Source organism: Mesorhizobium sp. J8 (genome assembly GCF_016591715.1).
Taxonomy (GTDB): domain Bacteria; phylum Pseudomonadota; class Alphaproteobacteria; order Rhizobiales; family Rhizobiaceae; genus Mesorhizobium.
Genome location: NZ_AP024109.1, coordinates 6157623 through 6180841 on the forward strand (window position 1 = coordinate 6157623; position 23219 = coordinate 6180841).

The 23219-nt window shown below is 64.0% G+C and carries 24 protein-coding genes; 7 read left to right on the forward strand and 17 right to left on the reverse strand.

All coding sequences use genetic code 11. The features are described from left to right. Positions 1-100 precede the first annotated feature (100 nt). Both MJ8_RS29425 and MJ8_RS29430 read left to right on the forward strand, forming a co-directional pair. Positions 101-427 (forward strand): hypothetical protein, encoded by a 327-nt coding sequence (locus MJ8_RS29425; protein WP_201412070.1) that lies wholly within the window; start codon positions 101-103, stop codon positions 425-427. An 83-nt stretch (positions 428-510) separates the two neighbouring features. After that, positions 511-756, forward strand: coding sequence for a YMGG-like glycine zipper-containing protein (locus MJ8_RS29430; RefSeq protein WP_027166589.1), 246 nt, complete (start codon positions 511-513; stop codon positions 754-756). 93 nt (positions 757-849) lie between these two features. On the opposite strand, the gene MJ8_RS29435 is transcribed toward MJ8_RS29430, so the two are convergent. The 4 genes from MJ8_RS29435 to xylF form a co-directional block, all read right to left on the reverse strand. Continuing rightward, positions 850-2472, reverse strand: coding sequence for a CHASE domain-containing protein (locus tag MJ8_RS29435; protein WP_201412071.1), 1623 nt, complete (start codon positions 2470-2472; stop codon positions 850-852). A gap of 132 nt (positions 2473-2604) precedes the next feature. Next, complete coding sequence (locus MJ8_RS29440) at positions 2605-3405, reverse strand: ATP-binding cassette domain-containing protein (protein WP_201412072.1); 801 nt, start codon at positions 3403-3405, stop codon at positions 2605-2607. 17 nt (positions 3406-3422) lie between these two features. Next, entirely contained in the window at positions 3423-4775 is a 1353-nt protein-coding gene (locus MJ8_RS29445; RefSeq protein ID WP_201412073.1) for a sugar ABC transporter permease, read from the reverse strand. A 224-nt stretch (positions 4776-4999) separates the two neighbouring features. Then, entirely contained in the window at positions 5000-6040 is a 1041-nt protein-coding gene (xylF, locus tag MJ8_RS29450) for a D-xylose ABC transporter substrate-binding protein (RefSeq protein ID WP_201412074.1), read from the reverse strand. A gap of 270 nt (positions 6041-6310) precedes the next feature. On the opposite strand from xylF, the gene MJ8_RS29455 reads away from it, so the two are divergent. Further along, positions 6311-7546: an ROK family protein gene (locus tag MJ8_RS29455; RefSeq protein WP_201412075.1), complete on the forward strand. Its 1236-nt coding sequence runs from the start codon at positions 6311-6313 to the stop codon at positions 7544-7546. A 150-nt stretch (positions 7547-7696) separates the two neighbouring features. Here MJ8_RS29455 and phoB read toward each other — a convergent pair whose 3' ends face one another. The 7 genes from phoB to MJ8_RS29490 form a co-directional block, all read right to left on the reverse strand. After that, positions 7697-8386, reverse strand: coding sequence for a phosphate regulon transcriptional regulator PhoB (gene phoB, locus MJ8_RS29460; protein ID WP_010911896.1), 690 nt, complete (start codon positions 8384-8386; stop codon positions 7697-7699). Positions 8387-8402: 16 nt separating this feature from the next. Next, the gene (phoU, locus tag MJ8_RS29465; protein ID WP_201412076.1) at positions 8403-9110 is read right to left on the reverse strand and encodes a phosphate signaling complex protein PhoU; all 708 of its coding nucleotides are present in this window, start codon (positions 9108-9110) and stop codon (positions 8403-8405) included. 20 nt (positions 9111-9130) lie between these two features. Then, positions 9131-9934, reverse strand: coding sequence for a phosphate ABC transporter ATP-binding protein PstB (gene pstB, locus MJ8_RS29470; RefSeq protein ID WP_201412077.1), 804 nt, complete (start codon positions 9932-9934; stop codon positions 9131-9133). Beyond that, positions 9931-10782, reverse strand: coding sequence for a phosphate ABC transporter permease PstA (gene pstA / locus MJ8_RS29475; protein ID WP_201412078.1), 852 nt, complete (start codon positions 10780-10782; stop codon positions 9931-9933). The genes pstB and pstA overlap by 4 nt, the downstream gene beginning before the upstream one ends. Positions 10783-10785: 3 nt before the next feature. Next, a complete protein-coding gene (pstC, locus tag MJ8_RS29480; RefSeq protein WP_201412079.1) occupies positions 10786-11772 on the reverse strand; it encodes a phosphate ABC transporter permease subunit PstC in 987 nt (328 codons plus the stop codon). A 65-nt stretch (positions 11773-11837) separates the two neighbouring features. Continuing rightward, entirely contained in the window at positions 11838-12896 is a 1059-nt protein-coding gene (gene pstS, locus MJ8_RS29485; RefSeq protein WP_201412080.1) for a phosphate ABC transporter substrate-binding protein PstS, read from the reverse strand. 487 nt (positions 12897-13383) lie between these two features. Continuing rightward, positions 13384-16722, reverse strand: coding sequence for a response regulator (locus MJ8_RS29490; RefSeq protein ID WP_225248072.1), 3339 nt, complete (start codon positions 16720-16722; stop codon positions 13384-13386). Between the two features lie 197 nt (positions 16723-16919). Between MJ8_RS29490 and MJ8_RS29495 the strand changes: the two genes are divergently transcribed. Then, complete coding sequence (locus MJ8_RS29495; RefSeq protein ID WP_201412081.1) at positions 16920-17267, forward strand: hypothetical protein; 348 nt, start codon at positions 16920-16922, stop codon at positions 17265-17267. 170 nt (positions 17268-17437) lie between these two features. Continuing rightward, positions 17438-17659, forward strand: a complete 222-nt coding sequence (locus MJ8_RS29500; protein WP_201412082.1) for a hypothetical protein — start codon at positions 17438-17440, stop codon at positions 17657-17659. 88 nt (positions 17660-17747) lie between these two features. On the opposite strand, the gene MJ8_RS29505 is transcribed toward MJ8_RS29500, so the two are convergent. From MJ8_RS29505 to MJ8_RS29530, 6 genes are all read right to left on the reverse strand, one after another. Next, positions 17748-18113 (reverse strand): hypothetical protein, encoded by a 366-nt coding sequence (locus MJ8_RS29505; protein ID WP_201412083.1) that lies wholly within the window; start codon positions 18111-18113, stop codon positions 17748-17750. A gap of 258 nt (positions 18114-18371) precedes the next feature. After that, positions 18372-19205 carry a glutathione S-transferase family protein gene (locus tag MJ8_RS29510; protein WP_201412084.1) on the reverse strand — a complete coding sequence of 278 codons (834 nt, stop codon included), beginning with the start codon at positions 19203-19205 and terminating at the stop codon, positions 18372-18374. A gap of 22 nt (positions 19206-19227) precedes the next feature. After that, the gene (locus MJ8_RS29515; protein WP_201412085.1) at positions 19228-19809 is read right to left on the reverse strand and encodes a VOC family protein; all 582 of its coding nucleotides are present in this window, start codon (positions 19807-19809) and stop codon (positions 19228-19230) included. A gap of 180 nt (positions 19810-19989) precedes the next feature. Beyond that, entirely contained in the window at positions 19990-20349 is a 360-nt protein-coding gene (locus MJ8_RS29520) for a hypothetical protein (RefSeq protein WP_201412086.1), read from the reverse strand. A 168-nt stretch (positions 20350-20517) separates the two neighbouring features. Beyond that, a complete protein-coding gene (locus MJ8_RS29525) occupies positions 20518-20943 on the reverse strand; it encodes a helix-turn-helix domain-containing protein (RefSeq protein ID WP_201412087.1) in 426 nt (141 codons plus the stop codon). Positions 20944-20994: 51 nt separating this feature from the next. Beyond that, positions 20995-21297 (reverse strand): hypothetical protein, encoded by a 303-nt coding sequence (locus MJ8_RS29530; RefSeq protein WP_201412088.1) that lies wholly within the window; start codon positions 21295-21297, stop codon positions 20995-20997. Positions 21298-21371: 74 nt separating this feature from the next. Here MJ8_RS29530 and MJ8_RS29535 point away from each other — a divergent pair, with 74 nt between their 5' ends. Both MJ8_RS29535 and MJ8_RS29540 read left to right on the forward strand, forming a co-directional pair. After that, on the forward strand, positions 21372-22445 hold the full coding sequence (locus MJ8_RS29535; RefSeq protein ID WP_201412089.1) for a sensor histidine kinase: 1074 nt from the start codon (positions 21372-21374) through the stop codon (positions 22443-22445). A gap of 4 nt (positions 22446-22449) precedes the next feature. Beyond that, positions 22450-23115, forward strand: a complete 666-nt coding sequence (locus tag MJ8_RS29540) for a response regulator transcription factor (protein ID WP_201412090.1) — start codon at positions 22450-22452, stop codon at positions 23113-23115. Positions 23116-23219 lie beyond the last annotated feature (104 nt).

Genomic DNA, 23219 nt, shown 5'->3' on the forward strand with positions numbered 1-23219 from the left:
TTGCAGCGTCGCCTTAAGTCGCTCGGCGCGACGTCTTGAAACCCGGGCCCGGAACTTTCGTTCGCCGAGAATCGTTGTTTGCGGCGAGAGGTTTGGAGCCATGGAACACATCGCTGCGTTGCTTTTCGTCGTCGGCTGTTCGAGCACAATGACCGATTGCCGCGAGCTCGAAGTGCCCGTCAGCGTCTTCGAGAGCGCTGAGGCATGCGCCGCCGAAAGGCCGTTCGCCCTCGGCAACCTGCAGGGCCAGGCGCCCCGCATCATCGGCAAATGCCTCGCCGTCGACCCGGCGTTGGAGGACGACTACGACCGGATCGCCTGGAATGTGCGGCCCGACGGCACGCTGGTCGCATCCCTGGAGGTTTCCGGCATGCTTGTCGCGTCGAATGCCGGGCGCTCCGAAAAAGACTATCTTAAACAACAGTGAGATCTGGCAGGCAAAGCGCGTTTTTTCGTGCTAAATGGCTGCTGGCACTGCCAAAAGTGAGGACAAAAGTGAGGAGCAATTCTATGCGGAAGATGATCATTGCCATGGTTGCCGTGGTCGCTGTCAGCGGCTGCACCACGACCGAGCAGGACGTCGTCGGCGGCGGCCTGATCGGTGCCGGTGTGGGCGGCCTGGTCGGCGGCGGCAAGGGCGCGCTGATCGGCGCGGCCGTCGGCGCCGGGTCGGGCCTTCTGGTTCGCAACCTGCGCAACGGCTATTGCCAGTATCGCGATCATCGCGGCCGGATCTACACGGCTCGCTGCAACTAGTTCGGTACCTGAGAGAGACCGGAGGCCGGCAACCGGCCTCCGGTTCTCCTCGGACTAAAATGCTGATTCGCCAGCCAAGACCTTTCGAGCCGCTCACGTGGCCAGCGGAATCCTGATTTCCACCTTCAGTCCATCGTCACGGTAGTCGCGCGCGATCGTGCCGCGCAATTCGCGCGTGACATTGAGATCTATCAGCTTGGTGCCGAAGCCGGTCTTGGCCGGAGCTTCCAGGTCCTTCTGACCCGTTTCGCGCCAGTTCAAACGCAGCGTCCGCTCGCGGCCGCGTCCCTCGATGCTCCAGTCGACCTTGAGAGCGCCCACCGAATTGCCGGCTTCGCCATATTTCAGCGCGTTTGTGGCGAGTTCGTGGAAGGTCAGCCCGAGCGCTTGCGTCGTCGTCTCGTCGAGCAGCACCTGCGGCCCCGACAACACCCCATCGGGAAGATCCTTGCCGAAGACCTGCCCGAGTTCGGTGCGCAGCAGGTCGCCAAGATCGGCCTTCTGCCAGCGCGAGCGCGTCAGCATATCCTGCGAGGCGGCCATGGCCTGGAGGCGCGCCGAGAACGACGCCGAAAACTCCTTGACGTCGGTGGCTTGCGAGGCCGTCTGCCGCGCGATCGCCAGCACGCGGGTGATCGAATTCTTGATGCGGTGCTTCATCTCCTGCAGGATCAGGTCCTTTTCCAGCAGGCTCTTTTCGGTCGCTTCGTGCAACGCCGATTTGGCTTCATAGGCGCGTTCCTGATAACGCGCCACCAAGGCGATGGCGCCGGCGAGCAAAAGGCCGAACAGCCCGAGCATCACCGGAATGGCGCGCGAGGACGGCGGCTCGAAGGCGCTTGTCGGCCTGAACAGCACGGTCCAGGGCCGGCCCGCGACGACGATATCGCGGCGCGCCAGAAGCTTCGCCCCGATACGTTCCGCCGGCGGCGCTTCCGAGCGGAACAAAAGATTGCCGTCCTCCGGCTTGCCGTCATAGACCTCGACATTCACCGGCAGCAGCGGCGAATGGCTGAGCGCGACCTGGAACAGGTCCTGCGCGCGGAAGGCGGCGTAGAGAAAACCGGCTGTGGAGGAGCGGCTTGCGTTGATCACCTCGGGCGCGGTTTCGACGTTCAGCCGCACGAAAACCAGGAATCCGGTGAAGGTCTGCCCCACGCCGGCGCCCTGGCCGAGCTGGACGATGCCGCTCGCATGCTGCCGGTCGTCGGCCATCGCCTGTTGGATCGCCGCGCGCCGTACCGGCTCGCTGAACATGTCGAAGCCGATGATCGACTGGTTTGACGTATCGAGCGGCTCGAACAGAACGATCGGCGTGCGCCATTGCTCAGTCGTCGCGGGGTAGACCGGGTGCGCTGACCCAAGGTCATGCAGGATATCGCGTTCGACCGCCGCCTCGTCGCCGGCCTTTGCGAGCCTCAGGAAGCCGATGCCGCGAAGCCCCGCGAAATTGTCGTCGATATCGAGCGCGCTGAAGAAGGCCTTGAATTCGCCGCGCGTGATGTCGCCGTTGCGGGCATCGAACAGCGCCTGCGTCGAACGGAGCAGCGACAGATGCAGGTCCATGCGGCTTTCGATGCGGCTCAGCGCGTCGTCGGCCGTCCCCTCGAACTTGATCCGCGCCGCCTCCTGCGTGGCGAAATAGGCGAACCCCGCCATGGTCAGGCTGATCAGCGCGACGGCGACAAAGGCAACGATCGGAAACAGCTTCTTCAAATCAAGGATGCGGCCCGTGGACGGTTGGCAATCTTTATGGGCAAGTCTCCGCGTCAACACAATGGCGCGGTCAAATCATCGCGGCGGCTGGCACATCATGCAGCTGTTAATTAGCCGGCTACCCGTTAGGCTTCATGCCGCTATCTTCAGCGCGCCTGGGCCCGGAATCGCCCCTGGCGGGCATTTGCCGAGGATAATCATGCCGAGCACCTCGTCCTGGGTGACATCGGTCGTGCGCGCCGTGCCGACCACCTGGCCGTTCTTCATCACACAGACCCGGTCGGCGAGCTCGAAAACATCATGGATGTCATGGCTGATCAGGAAGATGCCGATGCCGTCGGCCTTGAGCTGCTTGACCAGCTCGCCGACCTGCGCCGTCTCCTGCGGGCCGAGCGCCGCGGTCGGTTCGTCCATGATCAGGATGCGGGCGTTGAACAGGATCGCGCGTGCGATCGCCACCGACTGCCGCTGTCCGCCCGACAGCTTGATGACCGGCTCCTTGAAGCGCTGGAACCGTGGATTGAGCCGGCCCATGACCTTGCGCGCCTCGGCTTCCATGGCGGCATCGTCCAGCGTGCCCCAGCCGGTCATAAGCTCGCGCCCGAGGAAAAGATTGGCGGCGGCATCGACATTGTCGGCCAGCGCCAGCGTCTGGTAGATCGTCTCGATGCCGTATTTCTTGGCGTCGCGCGGGTTGGAGATCGAAGCCTCCTCGCCATTGATGAAGATCTGTCCGCTGTCGCGCTTATAGGCGCCGGACAGGATCTTGATCAGCGTCGACTTGCCGGCGCCGTTGTGGCCGAGCAGCGCCATCACTTCGCCGGGGAAAAGATCGACCGATGCATCGTCGACGGCGCGGATGCCGCCGAAGGCGATCGAGATGTTGCGCATGTCGACCAACGGGACGCCGGCGGGAGCGGATTTCTCAGCCATGTTGGATCTCTCCCTGATCAGACGCGTTTGCGATAGAGGGTGTCGAGCCATACCGCGATCACCAGCACGGCACCGACGACGATGCTCTGCAGCGGCGAGTCGACGCCGAGCAGCACCATGCCGGACTGCAGCGATTGCATCAGCAGCGCGCCGAGCATGGCGCCGAGCACGGTTCCGGAACCGCCGGCAAGCGACGTACCGCCGATGACGGCGGCGGCAATGACCAGCAGCTCGTCCAGCGTGCCGAGCGCATTGGTCGACGAATTCTGCCTGGCCGACGAGATCGCCGCCGCGATCGTCGCCAGCACGCCCACGATCATGAACACCTTCATGGTGATCCAGCGCGTGTTGATGCCGGCGAGGTTGGCCGCTTCCGGATTGCCGCCGATGGCGAAGACATAGCGGCCGAAGCGCGTGCGCTTGGTGACGAAGGTCATGATCAGGCCGACGGCGACCGCCATCAGCACCGGAATGGCGATGCCATGCGCGATGAACAGCCCGCCCTCGGGGACGGTGATGTTGTTGGCGGCGGCGTAGCGGTTCACGATACCGACCGGCCAGGGATAGGAGTTGGCGAGCCAGACGGCGCCCAGGATGATCGCGCAGGTGACCGTGGCGAGCAGCGTCTCGGCCCAGACCGGACGTAGCGGGAAACGGAAGCGCTTGCGCTGCACGCGGCCGTTATAATGCATGAAAATGACCGCAAGGCAGGCGACGATGCCGACGACCCAGCTCCATTTGGCGCCGATCGAACCCGCCGGGCCGCCGCCCATCAGCTGGAAGGTGGTGTCGAGCGGCGCCACGGTCTGGCCGCTGGTGACCCACCAGGCAGCGCCCCGCCACACCAGCAATCCGCCCAGCGTGACGATGAAGGCCGGCACTTCGAGATAGGCGATGATGAAGCCCTGGAAGGCGCCGATGATGAGGCCGAGCGCCAGGCCGATCAGCAATGCCAGGACCCATATCCAGGGATTGCCCAATTCGAGCCCGACGAAGCGCACCAGGAAATGCACTTGGGCAAAGCCCATGATCATGCCGATCACCCCTTCGGCCGATCCGACCGACAGGTCGATGTTGCGCATGACGATGACCAGCACCATGCCGGAAGCCATGATCGCCACGGCCGACGTCTGCACCGACAGGTTCCATAGATTGCGCGGCGTGAGGAAGGTGCGGCTGTCGAAGTCGAGCGGATTGACGCCGAGCCGCAGGCTGGAGATCACATGCAGCCCGACCCAGATCAAGAGCAGCGCGCCGATCATGCCGAGCATGCGGGTGTCGAGCTCGGTCGCCTTCAGGAACCGGGCGACGGCGCCCAGTTCCGACGCGCGCGCGGTGTCGGCCGGTTGCGTGGACGTCGTGTCGGTCATGATTTCCTCCCGCCGGCTTGCCCGTCTGCGGGTGCCGGAGCAAGCCTAGAAGCTATCCGCTAGAGGCGGAACGGCAATCTTCGAGAAAACGCCGCGGCTTTAAAGCAATCCCAGGAAAAGTGCGTAGCGGTTTTCCGTCCGGGATTGCGGCAACAAAGAAATGGAGCGGTTCGATGAACCGCTCCAGGCGCGGCGCAAGGTTTTTGGTCCAGTGTCGGCAAAGCTCAGTCGCAGACCTTGACGCTGCCAGCGGGCACGCCCGCACAGACTTCGTCCTTCTTGATCCAGCCGGCGTCGATGACGACGTTGAGATTGTCCTTGGTGATCGCGATCGGGGTCAGGAACAGCGACTTGACGGTGTTGCCGCCGGGCGTCGTGAAGTCCTTGGCGCCGGCGATGTCGCCCATCTTCTTGCCGTCCGCGAGCTGCGAGGCGATCTCGGCGGCGTTCTTGCCGAGCTCGCGCGCGTCCTTCCACACCGACACGGTTTGCGTGCCGAGCGCGATGCGGTTGAGTGCCGCGTGGTCGCCGTCCTGACCGGAAACCGGAACGGTGCCGGCCAGGCCCTGTGCTGTGAGCGCAGCGACGACGCCGCCGGCGGTGCCGTCATTGGCGGCCACGACCGCGTCCACCTTGTTGTCGTTGGCGGTCAGGAACTGCTCCATGTTCTTCTGCGCGTTGGCGGGCAGCCAACCGTCGGTGTAAGCCTCGCCGACATTCTTGATCTTGCCGCTGTCGATCGCTTCCTTCAGCACTTCCATGGAGCCCGAGAACAGGAAATCGGCGTTCGGATCGGAACCCGAGCCCTTGATGAAGACGTAGTTGCCTTCGGGCTTGGCCTTGAACACCTCGCGGGCCTGCATGCGGCCGACTTCCTTGTTGTCGAAGGTCAGGTAGAACACGTCCTTGTTCTCGATCAGGCGGTCATAGCCGACGACCGGGATGCCTTCGTCGAGCGCCTTCTGCACCGCCGGGCCGATTGCCGAGGCGTCCTGCGCCAGGATGATCAGCGCGTTGGCGCCCTGCGAGATCAGGCTTTCGACGTCGGTCAGTTGCTTGCCGGGATTGGACTGCGCGTCGGCCGAGATATACTTGTCGCCGGCGGCCTCGATGGCCTTCTTCATCGCCGCTTCGTCGGTCTTCCAGCGCTCTTCCTGGAAATTCGACCACGACACGCCGATGACCTTGTCCTTCGCCTCGGCGACCGACGCCAGCGTCAGCGACATGGCAACGCCCGCCAGAATGGCGGCTGCGAATTTCTTCATGATATCCTCCCTGCGCCCCGTGCGGCGCGACCCAAACTGGCCCGAAGGCCTGCACAGAGGCTTTTTTTCGAGCCTCAAAAAAATAGTGATCCAGCAAAACGACGCTGTCAACTGCGATTCTGATGGGTTTTGATGGGTGCGGACATTTTTTTCGACATTCGCAATAAATAATGACATGAACCCCGGCTTCTGTCACAATCCCTAGCGTGTCAGCGACAGGCCATGGCATCATCACAAGGCCGCGATGACGCGGGAGGAACGTGCGAGACAATGTCGGTCGGGATCCGCCACGACGATTTGCGCCGGCGCAATCGCGCCATGGTGATTTCGGCCGTGCGCCGCGCCGGCCAGCCGTCGCGGACGGAGATCGCCGCCACCACCGGGCTCAGCCACTCGACCATTTCGGCGATCTCCGCCGATCTGATCCAGGAAGGTATCCTCACGGAAAGCAAGGCCAGCGAGCCGACGGCGTTGAAACGCGGCCGGCCGCAGATCGGCCTGGCGCTGAACCCCGAAGCCGCCGCGGTGCTGACGGTGGTGCTTTCGCTGAACTTCCTGTCGGTTGCCGTGATCGACTATGCCGGCCAGGTGGTTGCCGAGGAACAGCTGCGCCTGGACACGCTCGTCATGCCTCGCGACGAGCTGATCGGCGAATGCTTGGCGATCGTCCGGCGCCGGCTGCAGGATCCCGACCTCGACGTGGGCAGCGTCGCCCGCATCGCGATGGGCATCCAGGGCATCACCGATTCCCATTCGCGCGCCATGCTGTGGTCGCCGATCACGCCGCTGACCGATATCCCGTTCGCCGACCTTCTCGAGACGGAATTCGGCATCCCCGCCACCATGGAGAACGACTGCAACATGATGGCGGTGGCGCTGCAATGGCGCGATCCCGACCGCTATCGCGACGACTTCATCGCCATCCTCTTGTCGCATGGTATCGGCATGGGTCTGGTGCTGAAGGGCGCGTTGTTCACCGGCACGCATTCCTCCGGCGGCGAGTTCGGGCACATGATCCACCGTCCCGGCGGCGCGCTTTGCCGCTGCGGCCGGCGCGGCTGCGTCGAGGCCTATGCCGGCAATTACGCGATCTGGCGCAGCGCCATGGGCATAAGCGAGGATGCCGCGCCGACCGACGTCGGCGACGCCGACATGCGCGCGCTTGCCGCAAAGGCCCGGCAACAGGACGGCCCTGAGCGGGAGGCTTATCGCCGGGCCGGCGAAGCGCTGGGCTTCGGCCTTGGCAGCCTGTTCGCGCTGATCGACCCGGCGCCCGTCGCGATGGTCGGCGTCAGCGCGGCCGCCTTCGACCTGATCGAGCCGGCGCTGAGGAAGGCGATCGCCCAGACCGCCGGCGGCCAGCATTCGGAATCGATCTCCTTCGACACCGAGCCGAACGAGCTGCCGCTGATCCGCGAAGGCTGCGCCATGCGCGCGCTGACCTTCGTCGACCAGGAAATCTTCGCGCCGGGCATGCAGGCGCGAGCGGGCAAGCACGTCGCATAGGCGCAAGGGATATGCTGAGATTCAGGTCAGGCCGAGTCGAGAATGGTGGATTCCGAGAACCGGAACGGAGCGTACTTTTGGGTACGTGAGTACCGGAAGCGCAGGAAGCTGCCATTCGCAGGCCGGCCTCACCTGAATATCTGCATATCCCTAGTCCTCGCGGATGGCATAGCCCGCGCCTCGGATGGTGCGTATGACGTCCGGCATGCGGCCGTTGTTGACGGCCTTGCGCAGCCGCCCGACATGGACGTCCACCGTGCGCTCGTCGATATAGATCGTCTCGCCCCAGACATTGTCGAGCAGCTGGCTGCGCGAGAACACGCGGCCGGGGTGGCGCATCATGAATTCGAGCAGCCGGAACTCGGTCGGGCCGAGCCTGATCTCGCTCTTCTTGCGGTAGACGCGGTGCGATTCGCGGTCGAGCACGATGTCGCCGACCTTGAGCACGCTGGACAGCACCTCCGGCTTGGCGCGGCGCAGCAGAGCCTTGACGCGCGCCATGAACTCCGGCGTCGAGAACGGCTTGACCAGATAGTCGTCGGCGCCGGTGGACAAACCTCGAACCCGATCGCTCTCTTCACCTCGCGCGGTCAGCATGATGATCGGCAGCCGCTCGGTCTCGGGCCGCATCCTGAGACGCCGGCAGAGCTCGATGCCGGAAACCGCCGGCACCATCCAGTCGAGCACGAGCAGGTCGGGAACGTTTTCCTGAAGGCGGATTTCGGCCTCGTCGCCGCGGGTCACCACTTCCACCTGGTAGCCCTCGGATTCGAGATTGTAGCGGAGCAGCACCCCCAGCGGCTCCTCGTCCTCCACCACCATGATGCGTGGCGCGATCATCGGGGTAACCTTTTCGTCAGGCAGCCGGAGCCGACATTGCCGTCTCGTCCTGCTTCGGACGGTTGGCGGGCAATTGCGTGCCGGTCAGCACATAATAGGCGTTCTCGGCGATGTTGGTCACATGGTCGCCGATGCGCTCGAGGTTCTTGGCGCAGAACAGAAGATGCGTGCAAGCGGTGATGTTGCGCGGATCCTCCATCATGTAGGTCAGCAGCTCGCGGAAGACGGCCGTGTATTTGACGTCGATGCGCTCGTCGTCGTTGCGCAGTCTGGCCAGCGCCGTGGCATCGCCCACCGTATATTCCTGGATCACGCCCTGGACCTGGATCAGCACCATCTGCGCCATGGAATCGATCGAATGCGTGAGGTCCCGCGGCGCGGCGCTGACGCCGACCGAGCCGACGCGCTTGGCGATGTTCTTGGCGAGATCGCCGATGCGCTCGAGGTCGCCCGCCATGCGGATCGCTCCCACCACGCTGCGCAGGTCGTCGGCCATCGGCTGGCGCTTGGCGATCAACGTGATGGCGCGGTCGTCAAGCTCGCGCTGTCTCGCGTCCATGATGGCGTCGTCGGAGACGACGCGCTGCGCCAGCGCGTTGTCGCTTTCGAGCAGCGCCCTGGTCGAGGCGCCGACCATCGAGGCGGCGAGGTCGCCCATGTCGTTGATGAGCCGGCTGATCTGCCTCAGATCCTCGTCGAAGGAGGCGACGGTATGTTCGGCCATGATGATGTCCTCGTATGTGCTTAGCCGAAGCGGCCGGTGATGTAGTCCTGCGTGCGCTTCTCGCGGGGCGAGGTGAAGATCTTCTCGGTCCGGTCGAACTCCACCAGTTCGCCCAGATACATGAACGCCGTCTGCCGCGACACGCGCGCCGCCTGCTGCATGTTGTGGGTGACGATGACGATCGTGTAGTCGGCCTGCAATTCGTCGATCAGTTCCTCGATCTTGGCCGTCGACAGCGGATCCAGCGCCGAGGCCGGCTCGTCGAGCAGGATGACCTCGGGCTTCACCGCCACGGTGCGGGCGATGCACAGGCGCTGCTGCTGGCCGCCCGAGAGGCTCTGGCCGCTGGCGTTGAGCTTGTCCTTGACTTCGCTCCAGAGCGCGGCGCGCTTCAGCGCCGACTCGACGCGGTTGTCCATCTCGGCCTTGCTGATCTTCTCGTAGAGCCTGACGCCGAAGGCGATGTTCTCGTAGATCGACATCGGGAACGGCGTCGGCTTCTGGAACACCATGCCGATCTTGGTCCTGAGCAGGTTGAGGTCCTGCGAGCGGTCGAGGATGTTCTTGCCGTCGAGCAGCACCTGGCCCTCGGCGCTCTGTTTCGGATAGAGCTCGTAGATGCGGTTGAGCACGCGCAGCAGCGTCGACTTCCCGCAGCCCGACGGGCCGATGAAGGCCGTCACGCTGCGCTCGGGCAGGGACAGGTTGATGTCCTTCAGCGCCTTCGACTGGCCATAGTAGAAGTTGAGGTTCTTGACCTCGATCTTGGCCTTCTCGACGGTCGTGTCGGGTGCGTTCAGGTCGGTGGACAACATCGGTTTCATCTGTCCTCTCTGCGTCCGGTTAGGCTGCGGGCGAAGATGCTCAGCCCGAGAACCGTCAGGGTGATTATGAGTGCGCCCGTCCAGGCCAGCTGCTGCCATTCCTCGTAAGGGCTGAGAGCGAACTGGAAGATGGTCACCGGCAGGCTGGCCATCGGGGCATTGAGATTGCTCGACCAGAATTGGTTGTTGAGCGCGGTAAAGAGGAGCGGCGCCGTCTCGCCGGAGATGCGGGCGATCGCCAGAAGGATGCCGGTGACGATGCCGGAGAGCGCCGCGCGGTAGGCGACGGAGCGGATCACCACCCAGCGCGGCGCGCCGATGGCCGTGCCTGCCTCGCGCAGCGCGTTGGGCACGAGGTTCAGCATGTCCTCGGTGGTGCGCACCACGACGGGTATCACCAGGATCGACAGCGCGACGGCGCCGGCGATCGCCGAGAAATGCCCCATCGGCCGCACCATCAGCTCGTAGACGAACAGGCCGACGATGATCGAAGGCGCCGACAAAAGGATGTCGTTGATGAAGCGCACCACCGTCGTGAGCCGCGAGAATCGCCCATATTCCGCCATGTAGGTGCCGGCCAGCACGCCGATCGGCGTGCCGACGACGATACCGATGATGGTCATGACGATGCTGCCGTAGATGGCGTTGAGCAGGCCGCCGGCGTCGCCGGGCGGCGGCGTCATTTCCGTGAACACGGCAAGGTTCACCCCCGAGAGCCCCTTGTAGAGCAGGGCGCCGAGGATCAGCGCCAGCCAGGCGAGGCCGATGCCCGCAGCGATGACGCACAGCGCCATCATCACGGCGTTCTTGCGCTTGCGGCTTTGGTGAAGCGATTGGGCAGTCGACATCGGTCAGGCTCCCGTGCGGCTATCGATGCGCAACAGCATGTAGCGTGCGAGCGCGAGGATGATGAAGGTGATGATGAACAGGATCAGGCCGAGCGACACCAGCGAGGATGTATAGAGATTGCCGTCGGCTTCGGTGAATTCGTTGGCGATGGTCGCCGAGATCGTCGTGCCCGGCGCGAACAGCGAGGCGCTGATGCGATGCGCGTTGCCGATGACGAAGGTGACGGCCATCGTCTCGCCAAGCGCTCGGCCGAGGCCCAGCATGACGCCGCCCATGATGCCGACGCGGGTATAGGGAATGGTCACGCGCCGGGTCACTTCCCAGGTCGTGCAGCCGATGCCGTAGGCCGATTCCTTCAGCACCGCCGGCACCGTGTCGAACACGTCCTTGGTGATCGAGGTGATGAAGGGCAGCACCATGATGGCGAGGATCAGCGACGAGGTCAGCAGGCCGATGCCGTAGGGCGGACCGGCAAACAGGCTGGAGAGCCCCGGTATGCCGTGGAAAAGGTTGATGATGAAAGGCTGCACCGTCGTCTGCAGGAACGGTGCGAAGACGAACAGGCCCCAGATGCCGTAGATGATGGAGGGAATGCCGGCGAGCAGTTCGACCGCGATGCCAATCGGGCGGCGGAGCGGGCGCGGGCAAAGCTCGGTCAGGAAGACGGCGATGCCAATGCCGATCGGCACGGCGATGAGGATGGCGATCGCCGAGGTGACGATGGTGCCGTAGATGGGCGCGAGCGCGCCGAAATTCTCGGTGACCGGGTTCCAGGACTCGGTGGTCAGGAAGGAGAAGCCGAATTTCGACAGCGCCTCCCACGAGCCGGCGATCAGCGAGATAGCGACCCCACCGAGCAGAACCAGCACGAGGATGGCGGAAGCGCGCGTGGCCGCCCGGAAGACCATGTCGGTGACGGCGAAGCGGCGCACTGTCGCTTCCCTGGTCCGCATGGCGGACGATGTCGCGGCTTCGGAAATGGCTGTCATTGAGCCCCTCGCATTTCGAAAGAGACAGGAGGGCGCTGGAAGCGCCCCCCTTTGTTCGCCAAGAATTACATGCCGGAGTAGAGCGGCTTGCCGTTCGCGTCGACGATGTCCTTGCTCCACATTTCCTCGACGCTCTTCACGACCGAGTCGGGCATGGGAACGTAGTCCAGGCTGGAAGCCAGCTCGTCGCCCTTGGCATAGGACCAGGCGAAGAACTTGAGCGCTTCGGCCGTAGCCGCCGCGTCGTCCGGCTTCTTGTAGACGAGGATCCAGGTGGCCGAGGTCATCGGCCAGGATTCGGCACCGGCCTGGTTGGCCAGGATGACGCCGTAACCCGGCTGCGAGCTCCAGTCGGCATTGGCCGCGGCGGCCGAGAACGCGGCGGCGGTCGGCTCGACCTTCTTGCCGTCCTTGTTGATCAGGTCGGTATAGGTGAGCTTGTTCTGCTTGGCATAGGCGTATTCGACATAGCCGATCGCGCCACCGGTCTGGGAGACGTTGTTGGCGACGCCTTCATTGCCCTTGGCGCCGATGCCAACCGGCCATTCGAGCGCGGTGTTGACACCGACCTTCGACTTCCAGTCGGCGCTGACGTCGGCCAGGTAGTAGCTGAAGTTGAACGTGGTGCCCGAGCCGTCCGAACGGTGGACGACGGCGATCGCCTGGTCGGGCAGCTTGATGTCGGGGTTGAGCTTCTTGATCGCTTCGTCGTTCCAGTTGGTGATCTTGCCGGCGAAGATGTCGGCCAGCGTCGGGCCGTCGAGCACCAGTTCGCCCGGCTTGACGCCTTCGAGATTGACGACCGGAACGATGCCGCCCATCACCATCGGGAACTGCGCGAGCCCGGTGGAGTCGAGATCCTCGCCCTTCAGCGGCGCGTCGGAAGCGCCGAAGGTCACGGTCTTGGCCTTGATCTGCTTGATGCCGCCGCCGGAGCCGATCGACTGATAGTTGAGACCGATGCCGGTCTCCTTCTTGTAGGCGTCGGCCCACTTTGCATAGATCGGATAGGGGAAGGTGGCGCCGGCGCCGGAGATGTCGGCAGCCATCGCGGCGGCCATGCTAAGGGTTGATGCCGCAGCCATTGCAATCGCAACGGCCGCCGAGCGGATGAAATGTCTCATGTGGCCTGCTCCTGTTCGGAAGATGGTCTTTCGGCACCCGTTCTATCGGCGCCCGGTGAGCGCAATAGCCCTCGATTATTACAGTCGCATGACAGTTTCGTGTCAGCCCGGTAACGTCTGAAAGGGATGCCTGGAGAGGGGGGCGGCGGCCCAGCAAGGACCGGCCGGAGTTTGCGGTGGAAATCAGTAACTTGTCTGACTTTTGAAGGAAAATTATCCCGGCGGCCGCGTCGCGGCCGCCGGGAAATAAAATCCGGACGAGAGCGCGTTGCCTGAGCACCAGAGCGGATCATGGCCTGGCCATCGCCGAAAACAGGTCCGTTGGGGTAGAGTCGACGCTGTTTCTTGTTGGCGGTCGCTGCTCCCGCCCGTAACCGAAGGGCGGAAATCGATGACCACATTGTCCAAGCTTGGCTTTTGCTTTGGTATGGCGCGATCGCACCATACGCGTGCGTCAACGCCTTGATCTCGCCTGCCGCTAAATTCTCTAGCCAGCGTTGCGCCGGGTCTCGACGTCCGACCCCAGCCAGCGCTCGAGCTTTTCGAGCAGCGCCCGCGGACTGATCGGCTTCGGCAGGTAATCGTCCATCCCGGCTTCCAGGCAGCGTTCGCGGTCGCCTTTCAGCGCATGCGCGGTGACGCCCACGATCGGCACATGCGTGCCCATATCCTCCTCGATCCGGCGGATGGCGCCCGTAGCCTCCAGACCGTTCATTTCCGGCATGGACACATCCATCAGGATCATACGCGGATTGAGCCTGCCGAAGGCGTCGAGCGCCTTGCGGCCGTTGCTGACGATCTCGAAGCGGTAACCGGTCTCGCCCAGGATCTGGGTGAACACCAGCTGGTTCACTTCGTTGTCCTCGGCGATGAGGACGTCGAGCCCGCGCTCCGCGTCGGTTGGGCGTGGACGCGCCCGCGCCGGCGGCGGCTGCAGCATGGCGCGCTCCGATGCCGCCGCCGGCGCGGCTCGCGGCGTGCCGGAGTCGGTCGGTTGCGCCGCGGCACCGCTGTGGCGATGACGCTGGATGGTCGCAACCAGCGTCTCTAGGAGGATGGAGGAGCGCGCCGGCTTGATAAGCTGCGCATCGATGCCGAGGTCGCGATAGGTCGTGTTGGCAAGCGACTGGTCGACGGAGGTCAGCATGATGATGGGCGTATGCGCCAAGCCCGCCGTGTTGCGCACGATGCGCGCCATCTCGGCGCCGGTCATGCCGGGCATCTGGTAATCGAGCACCACACAGTCGACCGGCACGCCATAGGCAGCGGCGGCAATCAGCACCTTCAACCCCTCGGCGCCGCTTTCGGCCGCGCAGGAATCGAACGTCCACGACGCCATCTGCTCGCTCAGGATCGAGCGGTTGACGGCATTGTCGTCGACGATGAGCACGCGCGCGCCGGTGACGTCGACCGGCATGATGCGCTGGCCGCCCTGCTCTGCCCGGGGCAGCGTGACCGTGAACCAGAAGGTCGAGCCCTTGCCCTCGGCGCTGTCGACGCCGATCTCGCCGCCCATCATCTCGACCAGCCGCGAGGTGATGGCAAGGCCAAGTCCGGTGCCTTCGTGCCGCCGGGTCGAGGACGTATCGACCTGGCTGAATTTTTCGAACACCAGCTTCAGCTTCTCTTCCGGAATGCCGATGCCGGTATCGGTAACCGATATGGTGAGCCTTGTTCCCGCCGGAACCCGCTCGCCCGTGACGTCGACCAGGACATGGCCTTCGTCGGTGAATTTCACGGCGTTGCCGAGCAGGTTGGTGACGATCTGCCTGACGCGGCCGACATCGCCGACGAACTGACCGTCGAGTCCGGGCTGGATGCGGACGATGAGCTCGAGGTCCTTCTCCTTGGCGCGCGTCGATACCAGCGTCGCCACATCCTCGATCGCCTCGGCGAGATTGAAGGGCGCCGGGTCGAGCACCAGCTGGCCGGCGTCGATCTTGGAGAAGTCGAGGATGTCGTTGATGATGGTGAGCAGCGCGTTGCCGGATTTGACGATGATGTCGGTGAACGTCTTCTGCTTCGGATCGAGGTCCGACTTTGCCAAAAGCTCTGCCATTCCAAGGACTCCGTTCATCGGCGTGCGGATCTCGTGGCTCATATTGGCGAGGAATTCCGACTTGGCCCGGTCGGCGAGCACGGCGCGCCGCTGCGCTTCGCTGAGCTCGGCCTCACGTCGCTTGAGCTCCGTGATGTCGGTGGTCGAGCCGATGAGATAGAGCGACCCGTCCGAGGCGATCATCGCGCCCTTGCGCGCGAACTGGTGCCTGACGCTGCCGTCCGGTAGCGTCACCGTCTCCTCGATCTCCTGCGTCTCCCCGGTGCGCAGCACGGCAAGGTCGCCGGCGACGAAAGCTTCGCCGTCCGCGCCGAAGATCTCGACGTCGGTCTTGCCGATCGCTTCTTCCCGGCTGAAGCCGGTGAGATCGCACCAGCCCTTGTTGACATAGAATTGCCTAAGGTCCGAGCGCTTGGCGTAGATCGACACCGGCACATTGTCGATGAGGCTGCGGAACACCTCGTTCTCGCTCATGCTTTGCTTCAGCGCCTGTTCGCGCGCTTTCACGTCGGTGATGTCGGTGCTGGAACCGACCAGATGCACCGACCCGTCGGTCGCCACCAGCCGGCTCTTGCGCGTCATCAATTGCCGCACCGTGCCGTCGCGATGGGTGACGGCTTCCTCGACCTCGCGCCCCAGACCGGTCGTCACGACTTCGGTGTCGTCATTGCTGAAGCCGTCCGCCTCTGCCGTCGCGAAAAGCTCGCGGTCCGTCTTGCCGAACACCTCGTCCTTGGCGAGGCCGGTCAGCGCGCACCAGGCCTTGTTGACGAATTCGATGCTGAGATCGTCGGCCTTGATGAAGGCGGCCACGGGCAGCTCGTCCATGACATGCCGGTAGAGGTCGATCTGGCGCATGGAATCGCGCAGCGCCTTCTCGCGGACCTTGATGTCGGTGATATCGACACGCACGCCGATGAACGTGCCGTCGTCGGTGCGCATGTCATAGACCTGGTACCAACGCCCATCCGGATTGACGCGCTCGTAGGAAGAGTTGGGCAAGCGGTACCGCTTTAGCATGGCGTCGAGCCAGCGCTCGGTGTCGACGCCATACAGATCGTCGATCTCGGTGTCGCCGCTCGAGCGGAAATAGCCGACCGAATGGCCAAGCGCCAATGCCTCGCGGAATGTGCGGCCCGGCTGCCAGGCCGGCTTCAGCGCCGGCAACGTGTCCTGCAGCTTGCGGTTGGCGAAGACGAAGCGGTCGTCGCGATCGTAGATGATGACGCCCGCCGGCAGTGATTCCAGCACGATGGCGAGGTTCCTGCGCGCCTCCTCGGCCTCGGTCTCGCGCTGTTTCATGTCGGTGATGTCGACATAGGAGATCAGCCGCTTGCCGCCGGGAAGAGGCGCCAGCGAGGCGATCAGCGTGCGGCCGTCCTTGCGCGGCAATTGCCTGGATCCAGCGGCACCGGCCCGGATCTCGGCCTCCCGTTGGGCAACATGGTTTTGCCAGGCCTGTTCCTCGCCGCCGAACGGATCGGCGTCGCGGCTGGCTTCCATGAGGTCGCGAAATCGACTGCCGGCCGGTGCACGCAGCGGATCGACCTTCCAGAAGTCGTAGAATGCCCGGTTGACCACCTCGGCCCGCAAGTCGGCATCGAGGACGACGACGCCGATTGGCATCGAATCGACCATCAGGCTCAGATTGGCAAGCGCCTGCGACGTCCCGGCCATGTCAACGGGAAGGGCCCCGTTGCCGCGCATATCCGTCTTGTCGAAATTCCGCGCGCTGTCCGTCCCGACAGTTCCGTCCGTATCCGCCATTCCTACCCCCAAGGCCGAACCGTGCAGGTTCGTTGCGGAATGTGCCCGATAAGCATTAACGATCCGCTAACCATAATGATGCAACCGCCTGCCGCCTGGTGCCGTTGAGGCGGATTGCGATCATGGCACCGGCTGCGGTAATCCGCCCGTTGACGATCGAGGCAACGACGCATCATAAGGTGTCTGAGGTGTTGCTAATGTTTGATCGAATCGCGGCTTTCATCCTGTGCCCGGCGCTGCTTGCGGCGGGTGGCTGCGCGCGCAGCGACGACGGCACGGTGATCGTTCCGAGCCGGATGGACGTCAGGCGTGTCTGGGACGAGGCGCCGCCGGGAACGACCGCGTCGCGGCAGGTCGCGTCGGACGTGTTTCCTCTACCGCCGACCCCGCCGCAGAGCCCCGCCGTGCGGCGCCATTCCAGGCCCGCCCAGGCGAGGCCCTCCCATAATCAGGATCTGCCCGATCAGCCTTCCGACGGGCAGAACCCCCTCACCTGCAGGAATGTCGGCGAAAGCGGCAAGCGCTATCGCGTCGTCTGCGAATAGCCTGCCTCAATGCGCCAGCCGATGCCGGCTTGGTCCACTGCTCGGACGGAGAAAGACAACCCGGCTGGCGGTGGAATCCGCCGCGCGATCACGGATCGCCGATGAAACCTTTGACCGGCGATGGACGTTGTTGGCGTTGGTATGACCGCGCGGTGCAGAGGAAACCGAAGATGTCCGTTCACTTCACCGTCTCTGGCTTGACCAGGAATCTGATCCATTCGCTTGGGCTGGATCATGAGCAGGCGCCGAGACCCCTTACCCCCGAACAAAGCCTTCTGCTGGATTGTTATCTGGCCGGGCAGATTCCGGACTCCGCCTGGAGCGACTATGTCTTCGAGATGCCCGAACTGCAAAAGCACGCCGAGCTCAGGCGCACACGCGGGTCGACCTGAAGGCAATTCCAGGAGAGCGGTTAGGCTCGGCGGCTTTGCCGTGGCCTTCTATCCGGAATTGCATCGGAAAAGCAGTCAGGCCTGCCGCTTACTTCTTCGGCGAATTGAATTGCAGCGTGAAGACGTTTCCGGCAATGCCTTGCGCCAGCGAGGGCGACAGGCTGAGCGGCAGACAATCGTTCAGGGCCTTGGTCGCAGCGTCGACATACGCTTTACGCGCCTTGTCGTCGCCGCTGACATGGATGGCGGTTGTTTTCGGCGGCCCGATCAGCGTGCCGTCGCGTTTGAAGCTGAAGCTGAGCGTGACTGAGGAATTGTCCGAATTGGCCGGCGGCGTCCAGCAGGCAAGCAGGGCGGCGCCGACCTCGTTCATACCGTTGAGCGGTGCGGCGGCCGACGGAAAGGACACAACCGACAGCGCGCCCGCCATCATCAGAAATCTTGCCGCGTTCATCGCAGGTCCTCGTCGACGTTGCTCTGCCCCTGAACGGCATCGTACGATCCATGACGAGGATGACAATAGGCTTTCGGTCCGCCCGCCGGCGGTGCGATCATACTGTCGTGATTTCCGCGCGATGGCCATGAAAGCAAAAGGCCGGCACGAGCCGACCTTTCCCTTGCCTCGTCATTGCGCCAGTACATCCGTGGTCGCGGCGAGGACTGGACCCAGTAGACAGGTCTTGGGTAAACGAAACCTTAACGCGAGGGCCGGCTATGCCCTGGCCTGCGATTTCACATGCGCGATGTAGCCGCGCACGTCGCCTGCCGGCTCCGAATAGGCCTTGCCTAGCTTCTTCTCCAGCGCCGCCATGTATTCCTTCGCCCAGCCGGGCAGCGCGTAATCGATGACCGCCAGGAATTCGAGCGTTGCCGCCAGCCTTATGTCGGCGATCGACGGGTTGTTGCCGCCGATGAACGGTTTGCCGTCGCGGAAGAAGGAGTGGAACACCTCGAGCGGCTCGGCGATTGCGGCCATCGCGGCCTTCTGCGCTTCCGATTTCTTGTCCGGGTGGGCGTCGCTGTGGCCGACCTCGCCGGCATATTGCGGAAAGCCAAGCGCCGGATAGGTCGCGCGCGCGACATAGGGATAAAGCGTGCCGACCAGGTAGAACATGGCGCTGTCGATCATGGCCCGCTTTGCCGGCGCCTTCGGATAGAACTTATCCAGCCCGTGCTTGTTGGCGAGATATTGCATGATGGCGCAGCTTTCCCACAGCACGCCGCGCGGCAGGCCTTTGTCCTCGATCATCGGCGTCAGATGCGCAGGATTGCGCGCCAGGAACTCGGGCGAACGCGTATGACCCCAGGCATCGGTCTCCGCCGGATCGAGCCCGGCCGCGCGCGCGAAAACCCGCACGGTCATGTTGTTGACGCTTGGCCTCAGCATGCTGAGTTTTATGCCGGGCTTCTTGGCCGGCTTCGCATTGGCCTTGGGCGCGGCTTTTGCCGTCGGCTTGGACGCGGCTTTCGTATTCACCTTTGCGGCCGTTCTTGCCGCGGCCTCGGCCGCGGGTTTCTTCGCGCTCTTGGTTGCAGCCTTTGCCATATCGGTCCTCCCTCTGACCTGGTTAATAAGGATTCTTCGGCGTCCTGCCCTCGGACAATGTTTCACGCGACCGCTCGATCAGCGCCTGGATGGCGTCCGCGAGATGGACTTCGGCGATGTTGTAGTCGCCGCGGGCCACGCGGATCTTGTGCGCTTCCATCAGCACGTCGGCATGGGTGAAGCCGGCCGGCGGTTCGAAGCGGTAGGAAGCAAGTTCGATCAACAGCCCCAGCGGGTCCTCGAAATAGATCGAGTCCATGAAGCCGCGGTCCTTGACGCCGCTGTGCTTGATGCCGCGCTCGTCGAGCCGCGCGACCGCCTGCAGGAAGGTGACCCGCGACACCGAGAACGCGATGTGGTGGACGCAGCCGATATCGGTCGGCGTCCGCCGCTTGACCGGGGTGCGGCTCTCGTCGGTGAAGACGGTGATCAGACGCCCGTCGCCCGGATCGAAATAGAGATGGCTTTCGCTCGCCTTGTCGAGATTGGGCTGCTCGAAGATGAAAGGCATGCCGAGCACGCCCTCCCAGAAGTCGATCGAGGTCTGGCGCCCGGCGCCGACCAGCGTGATGTGATGAACGCCTTGCGACTGCAGCTTCCGCATTGGCTCCTCCCGCCTGCCGGCTGGCTGGTTCCCAGGTGCCCGGCCGTGCTTGCATCGGCCCTGGGCGACCGCCGCTCGATTCTCGTCGCTCCGCATGCCGCATCCTGTTGGATCGCGGTCGAAGCGTTGATAAGGTGATGCTAATTCAATCGGGGGCGTTGCGCCAGAAGCGCCGGGCGCTCACTGTGTTTGCGAGGCGTCGCCGCCGTCGGCAATGATGCGGATCGATCGCTGCCGCCCGCTTTGTGACCGGCTGAGGATCGCGGTCAGGCATTCCCTCGATTCATGGCCCCAGTTCTGCCCCTTGCAGGCGGAGTCGATCCCCGGTCCGGGTGCGATGCGCGGGCCTTTCTCGGTGGTGTTCACGACGAGAGGACCCGGATCATGCACGGTTGAAGGGAGGCCTGATGCCGAGCCGACGACAATGAGGACCAGGCAGCAGCCGGATGCGATCAGGGCGGCGGTCGCCACCGGATGCATGGCCATCCACCCTGAGAACCCTGCCAGCGGCCGCGAGACGCGGCTGTCCGTTGCATCCATCTTACTCGTCCACGCTTTACTTGCCTGTGTCGAAGCGCGAAGGCCTGTTACACGCGCGGTCGACGATCGGCCCGGATCACCTACCCTTGCTCTCGAAGGCGGGGCTATCCGACGAAGGTCACGATCGACGGTGACCGAAGTCAGGGCCGTGGCAGGCGTCCCGATCCCTCAGGTCAGGATCCAGGCCACGGTCCTGCCGGCATCGGCCGGGACACCACCGATTCCGGCGGACAGATGAGGCGAAATGGCCCCAAGGGGCACATCCAGAATATGCGCGATCGCCTTCAGGGTTCTGGTGGAGGCAGTCTTTCCGGAGCGCTCTATCTGCGACAGCATGCTCGGGGTTATCCCGGCCTGGGCGGCAAGCTGCCTTCCGCTCAGGCCACGCAGGATCCTGACGGCGCGGACCGGGTTTTCGCCGGCGGCAATCTTGTCGAGGATGCGCTTGGGCAAGGGACTGTTGGGGGCAGGTTCGTCAAGGTCGGCCACACCGGCCATGGCAGTCCGCTTGAGCAAGCGGAACTGGGATTCCGGCAGCACGACCATGCGCTCCTTGGCGCCAGGATGCTTGATAAACTGGACATTTAGCTTCATGTCAGCCGGCCTTTAGTTTGGCTTGCGGCACGGTTCGAGGCGTCGCCTGAATCACCGGAACATAAGGAGCATGGCGATCAGGGATGAGATCGACAGGACCGCGGCTGCGGACAGAACCGCCAATATCTGAAAGCTGATCGGCAACTGCCGAAACCGTTTCCACGTCCACGGTTCCTTTTCCCAGTGCTGAAATCGCGGCAACCACTGTTCCCTTGGTCCGAGCCCCGTCGCCTCGGCGAACCGGGCAGCGATCGACCACGCCGACAGGTTGCCGATATCGACGAACTGCGATCTAGCGCCTTCAGCCTGGGAGTGACATCTGCCGAAAGTCAGGGACGATATGACGATAGTCATATTCGTTTGCGGCCGGTTCAGGCTTACGTCAAAGTGGGGCCGCCGCGCGCCTGCGGCTGTTTTTGTGAGAACGAATGATCGATATCGGCACAGAATTACTGCCGGCCGCGCAAGCGGAAGTCATCGGACTTGCTGTTTTGCAGGCCGACAGGACTGTTCAGCAAAAGGTGGGGCGCCTGGTCGAGTGGCTGCCGGCCCTTGGAGCCGACTGCTGCCTGTGCACGCTGCTGGTCGGGATGGAGGCCGAGATGGCGGCCTTGTCCGAAGGGCGCCGCGATCTGATCGCCTTGTCCGGCGTGCGGGCCGAATTGCCGGGACTGGACCGCCCCGTCACCGCGGTCATCCTGTGGAACGGCGATCGATCGCACTATGTCGTGATCGCGATGCCTGATTTCACGGCGCGCCAGGCCGAGATCATGTTCGAAAGCGAGCGGCGCGCCCGACGCCTGATGGAGCAGCAGCTCGAAGCTGCCAGCTCCGAGGTGCGCTTCGCCTCGCTCGCCCGCACACGGCTGCGCCTGGCGCGCGATCTCCACGACACGCTCGTGCATTCGATCATCGCATTGCTGACGCAAATCCGGCTGACGCGGCATTTTCTGGCGACCGATCCGGCTCGCGTCTCGGACGGGCTGGCGACTGCCGAGGAAGCCGCGATAAACGGCTTGGCGCGGGCGCGCGACGCCATCGCCCGGCTCAGGATGCCTGACGACCTCGAACCGGGTTCGGACGTCGAGGAGATGCTGTCTGAGTTCGCCCAGCAGACCGGCATCGAGGTCTCAACGCGGATCGACGACGGAGCCCGCGCCGGTTTGCAGGATCACGCGACGACGATCCGGCGCATTGTCGGCGAGGCGTTGCGCAACGTCGAGGCGCACGCGAAAGCGCGACACGTCCGGTTCGACGCGGTCGTGGAGAAGACCGAAGCTGGCCGAAGCCTTGTTGTCGATATCCGCGACGACGGGCGCGGCTTTGACCGGACCATCCCCAAGCAAGGGCATTTCGGGCTGATTGGAATGGCCGAATTCGCCGAGCTCGCAGGGGGACGCTGCGCTGTGGAAAGCGCGCCGGGCGCGGGAACGCTGGTCCGGACCTCCCTTCCCCTGACCGTGCCGGCGACGAACGACCGGTCCGGCGCTGTGGGGGTGTAGAACGATGACCGATCCGCAGTCGAGGCCCGAAAGGATACGCGTGTTGATCGCCGAGGATCAGACATTGATCCGGGAAGGCCTCGCCACGCTCCTTTCCCAGCAAAATGACGATTTCGAGATTGTCGGCGCTGCCGCCAATGGCGAGCAGGCGATCGAGTTCGCGCGCCGCTACCGTCCGGACGTCGTCCTGATGGATCTGCAGATGCCGCGCGCCGACGGCGTCACGGCGACCCAGCGCATCCTGCGCGAATTTCCGGGCACCGGCATAGTGGTCCTGACCACTTTCGAGACCAACGAGCTGATTTTCGAGGCTGTGAGCGCGGGTGCCAAGGCCTATCTGTTGAAGGACTCCAGGATCGACGAGATCGCGGCGACGATCCGAACGGTGGCGAACGGCCAATCCGCGCTTTCACCCGGTGTCGCCACGAAAATTTTGGAAGAATTCAAGCGGTTGCGTCCGCGGCACGCTCCGGCGAGCGCGTCGGTCCGCAGCGATCTGACCGCGCGCGAGAACGAGATCCTGAAACTGGTCATCGAAGGCAAGAGCAATGGCGAGATCGGCGCGCAACTGCATCTGGCCGAGGGCACGATCAAGAATTACGTCAGCACGATCCTGGAGAAGTGCGGGGCCAAGAACAGGACCGAGCTGGCCATAAAAACGATAAGTTGAACGCCGTTCGATGCGCCGTGACCTCGAGTTTTTCTCCAGCACGGGGCCTGCCAGTCAATCGAACCTGCAAAAAGACCCGCGGCTCCGGGGTTTCGGAGGTGGGG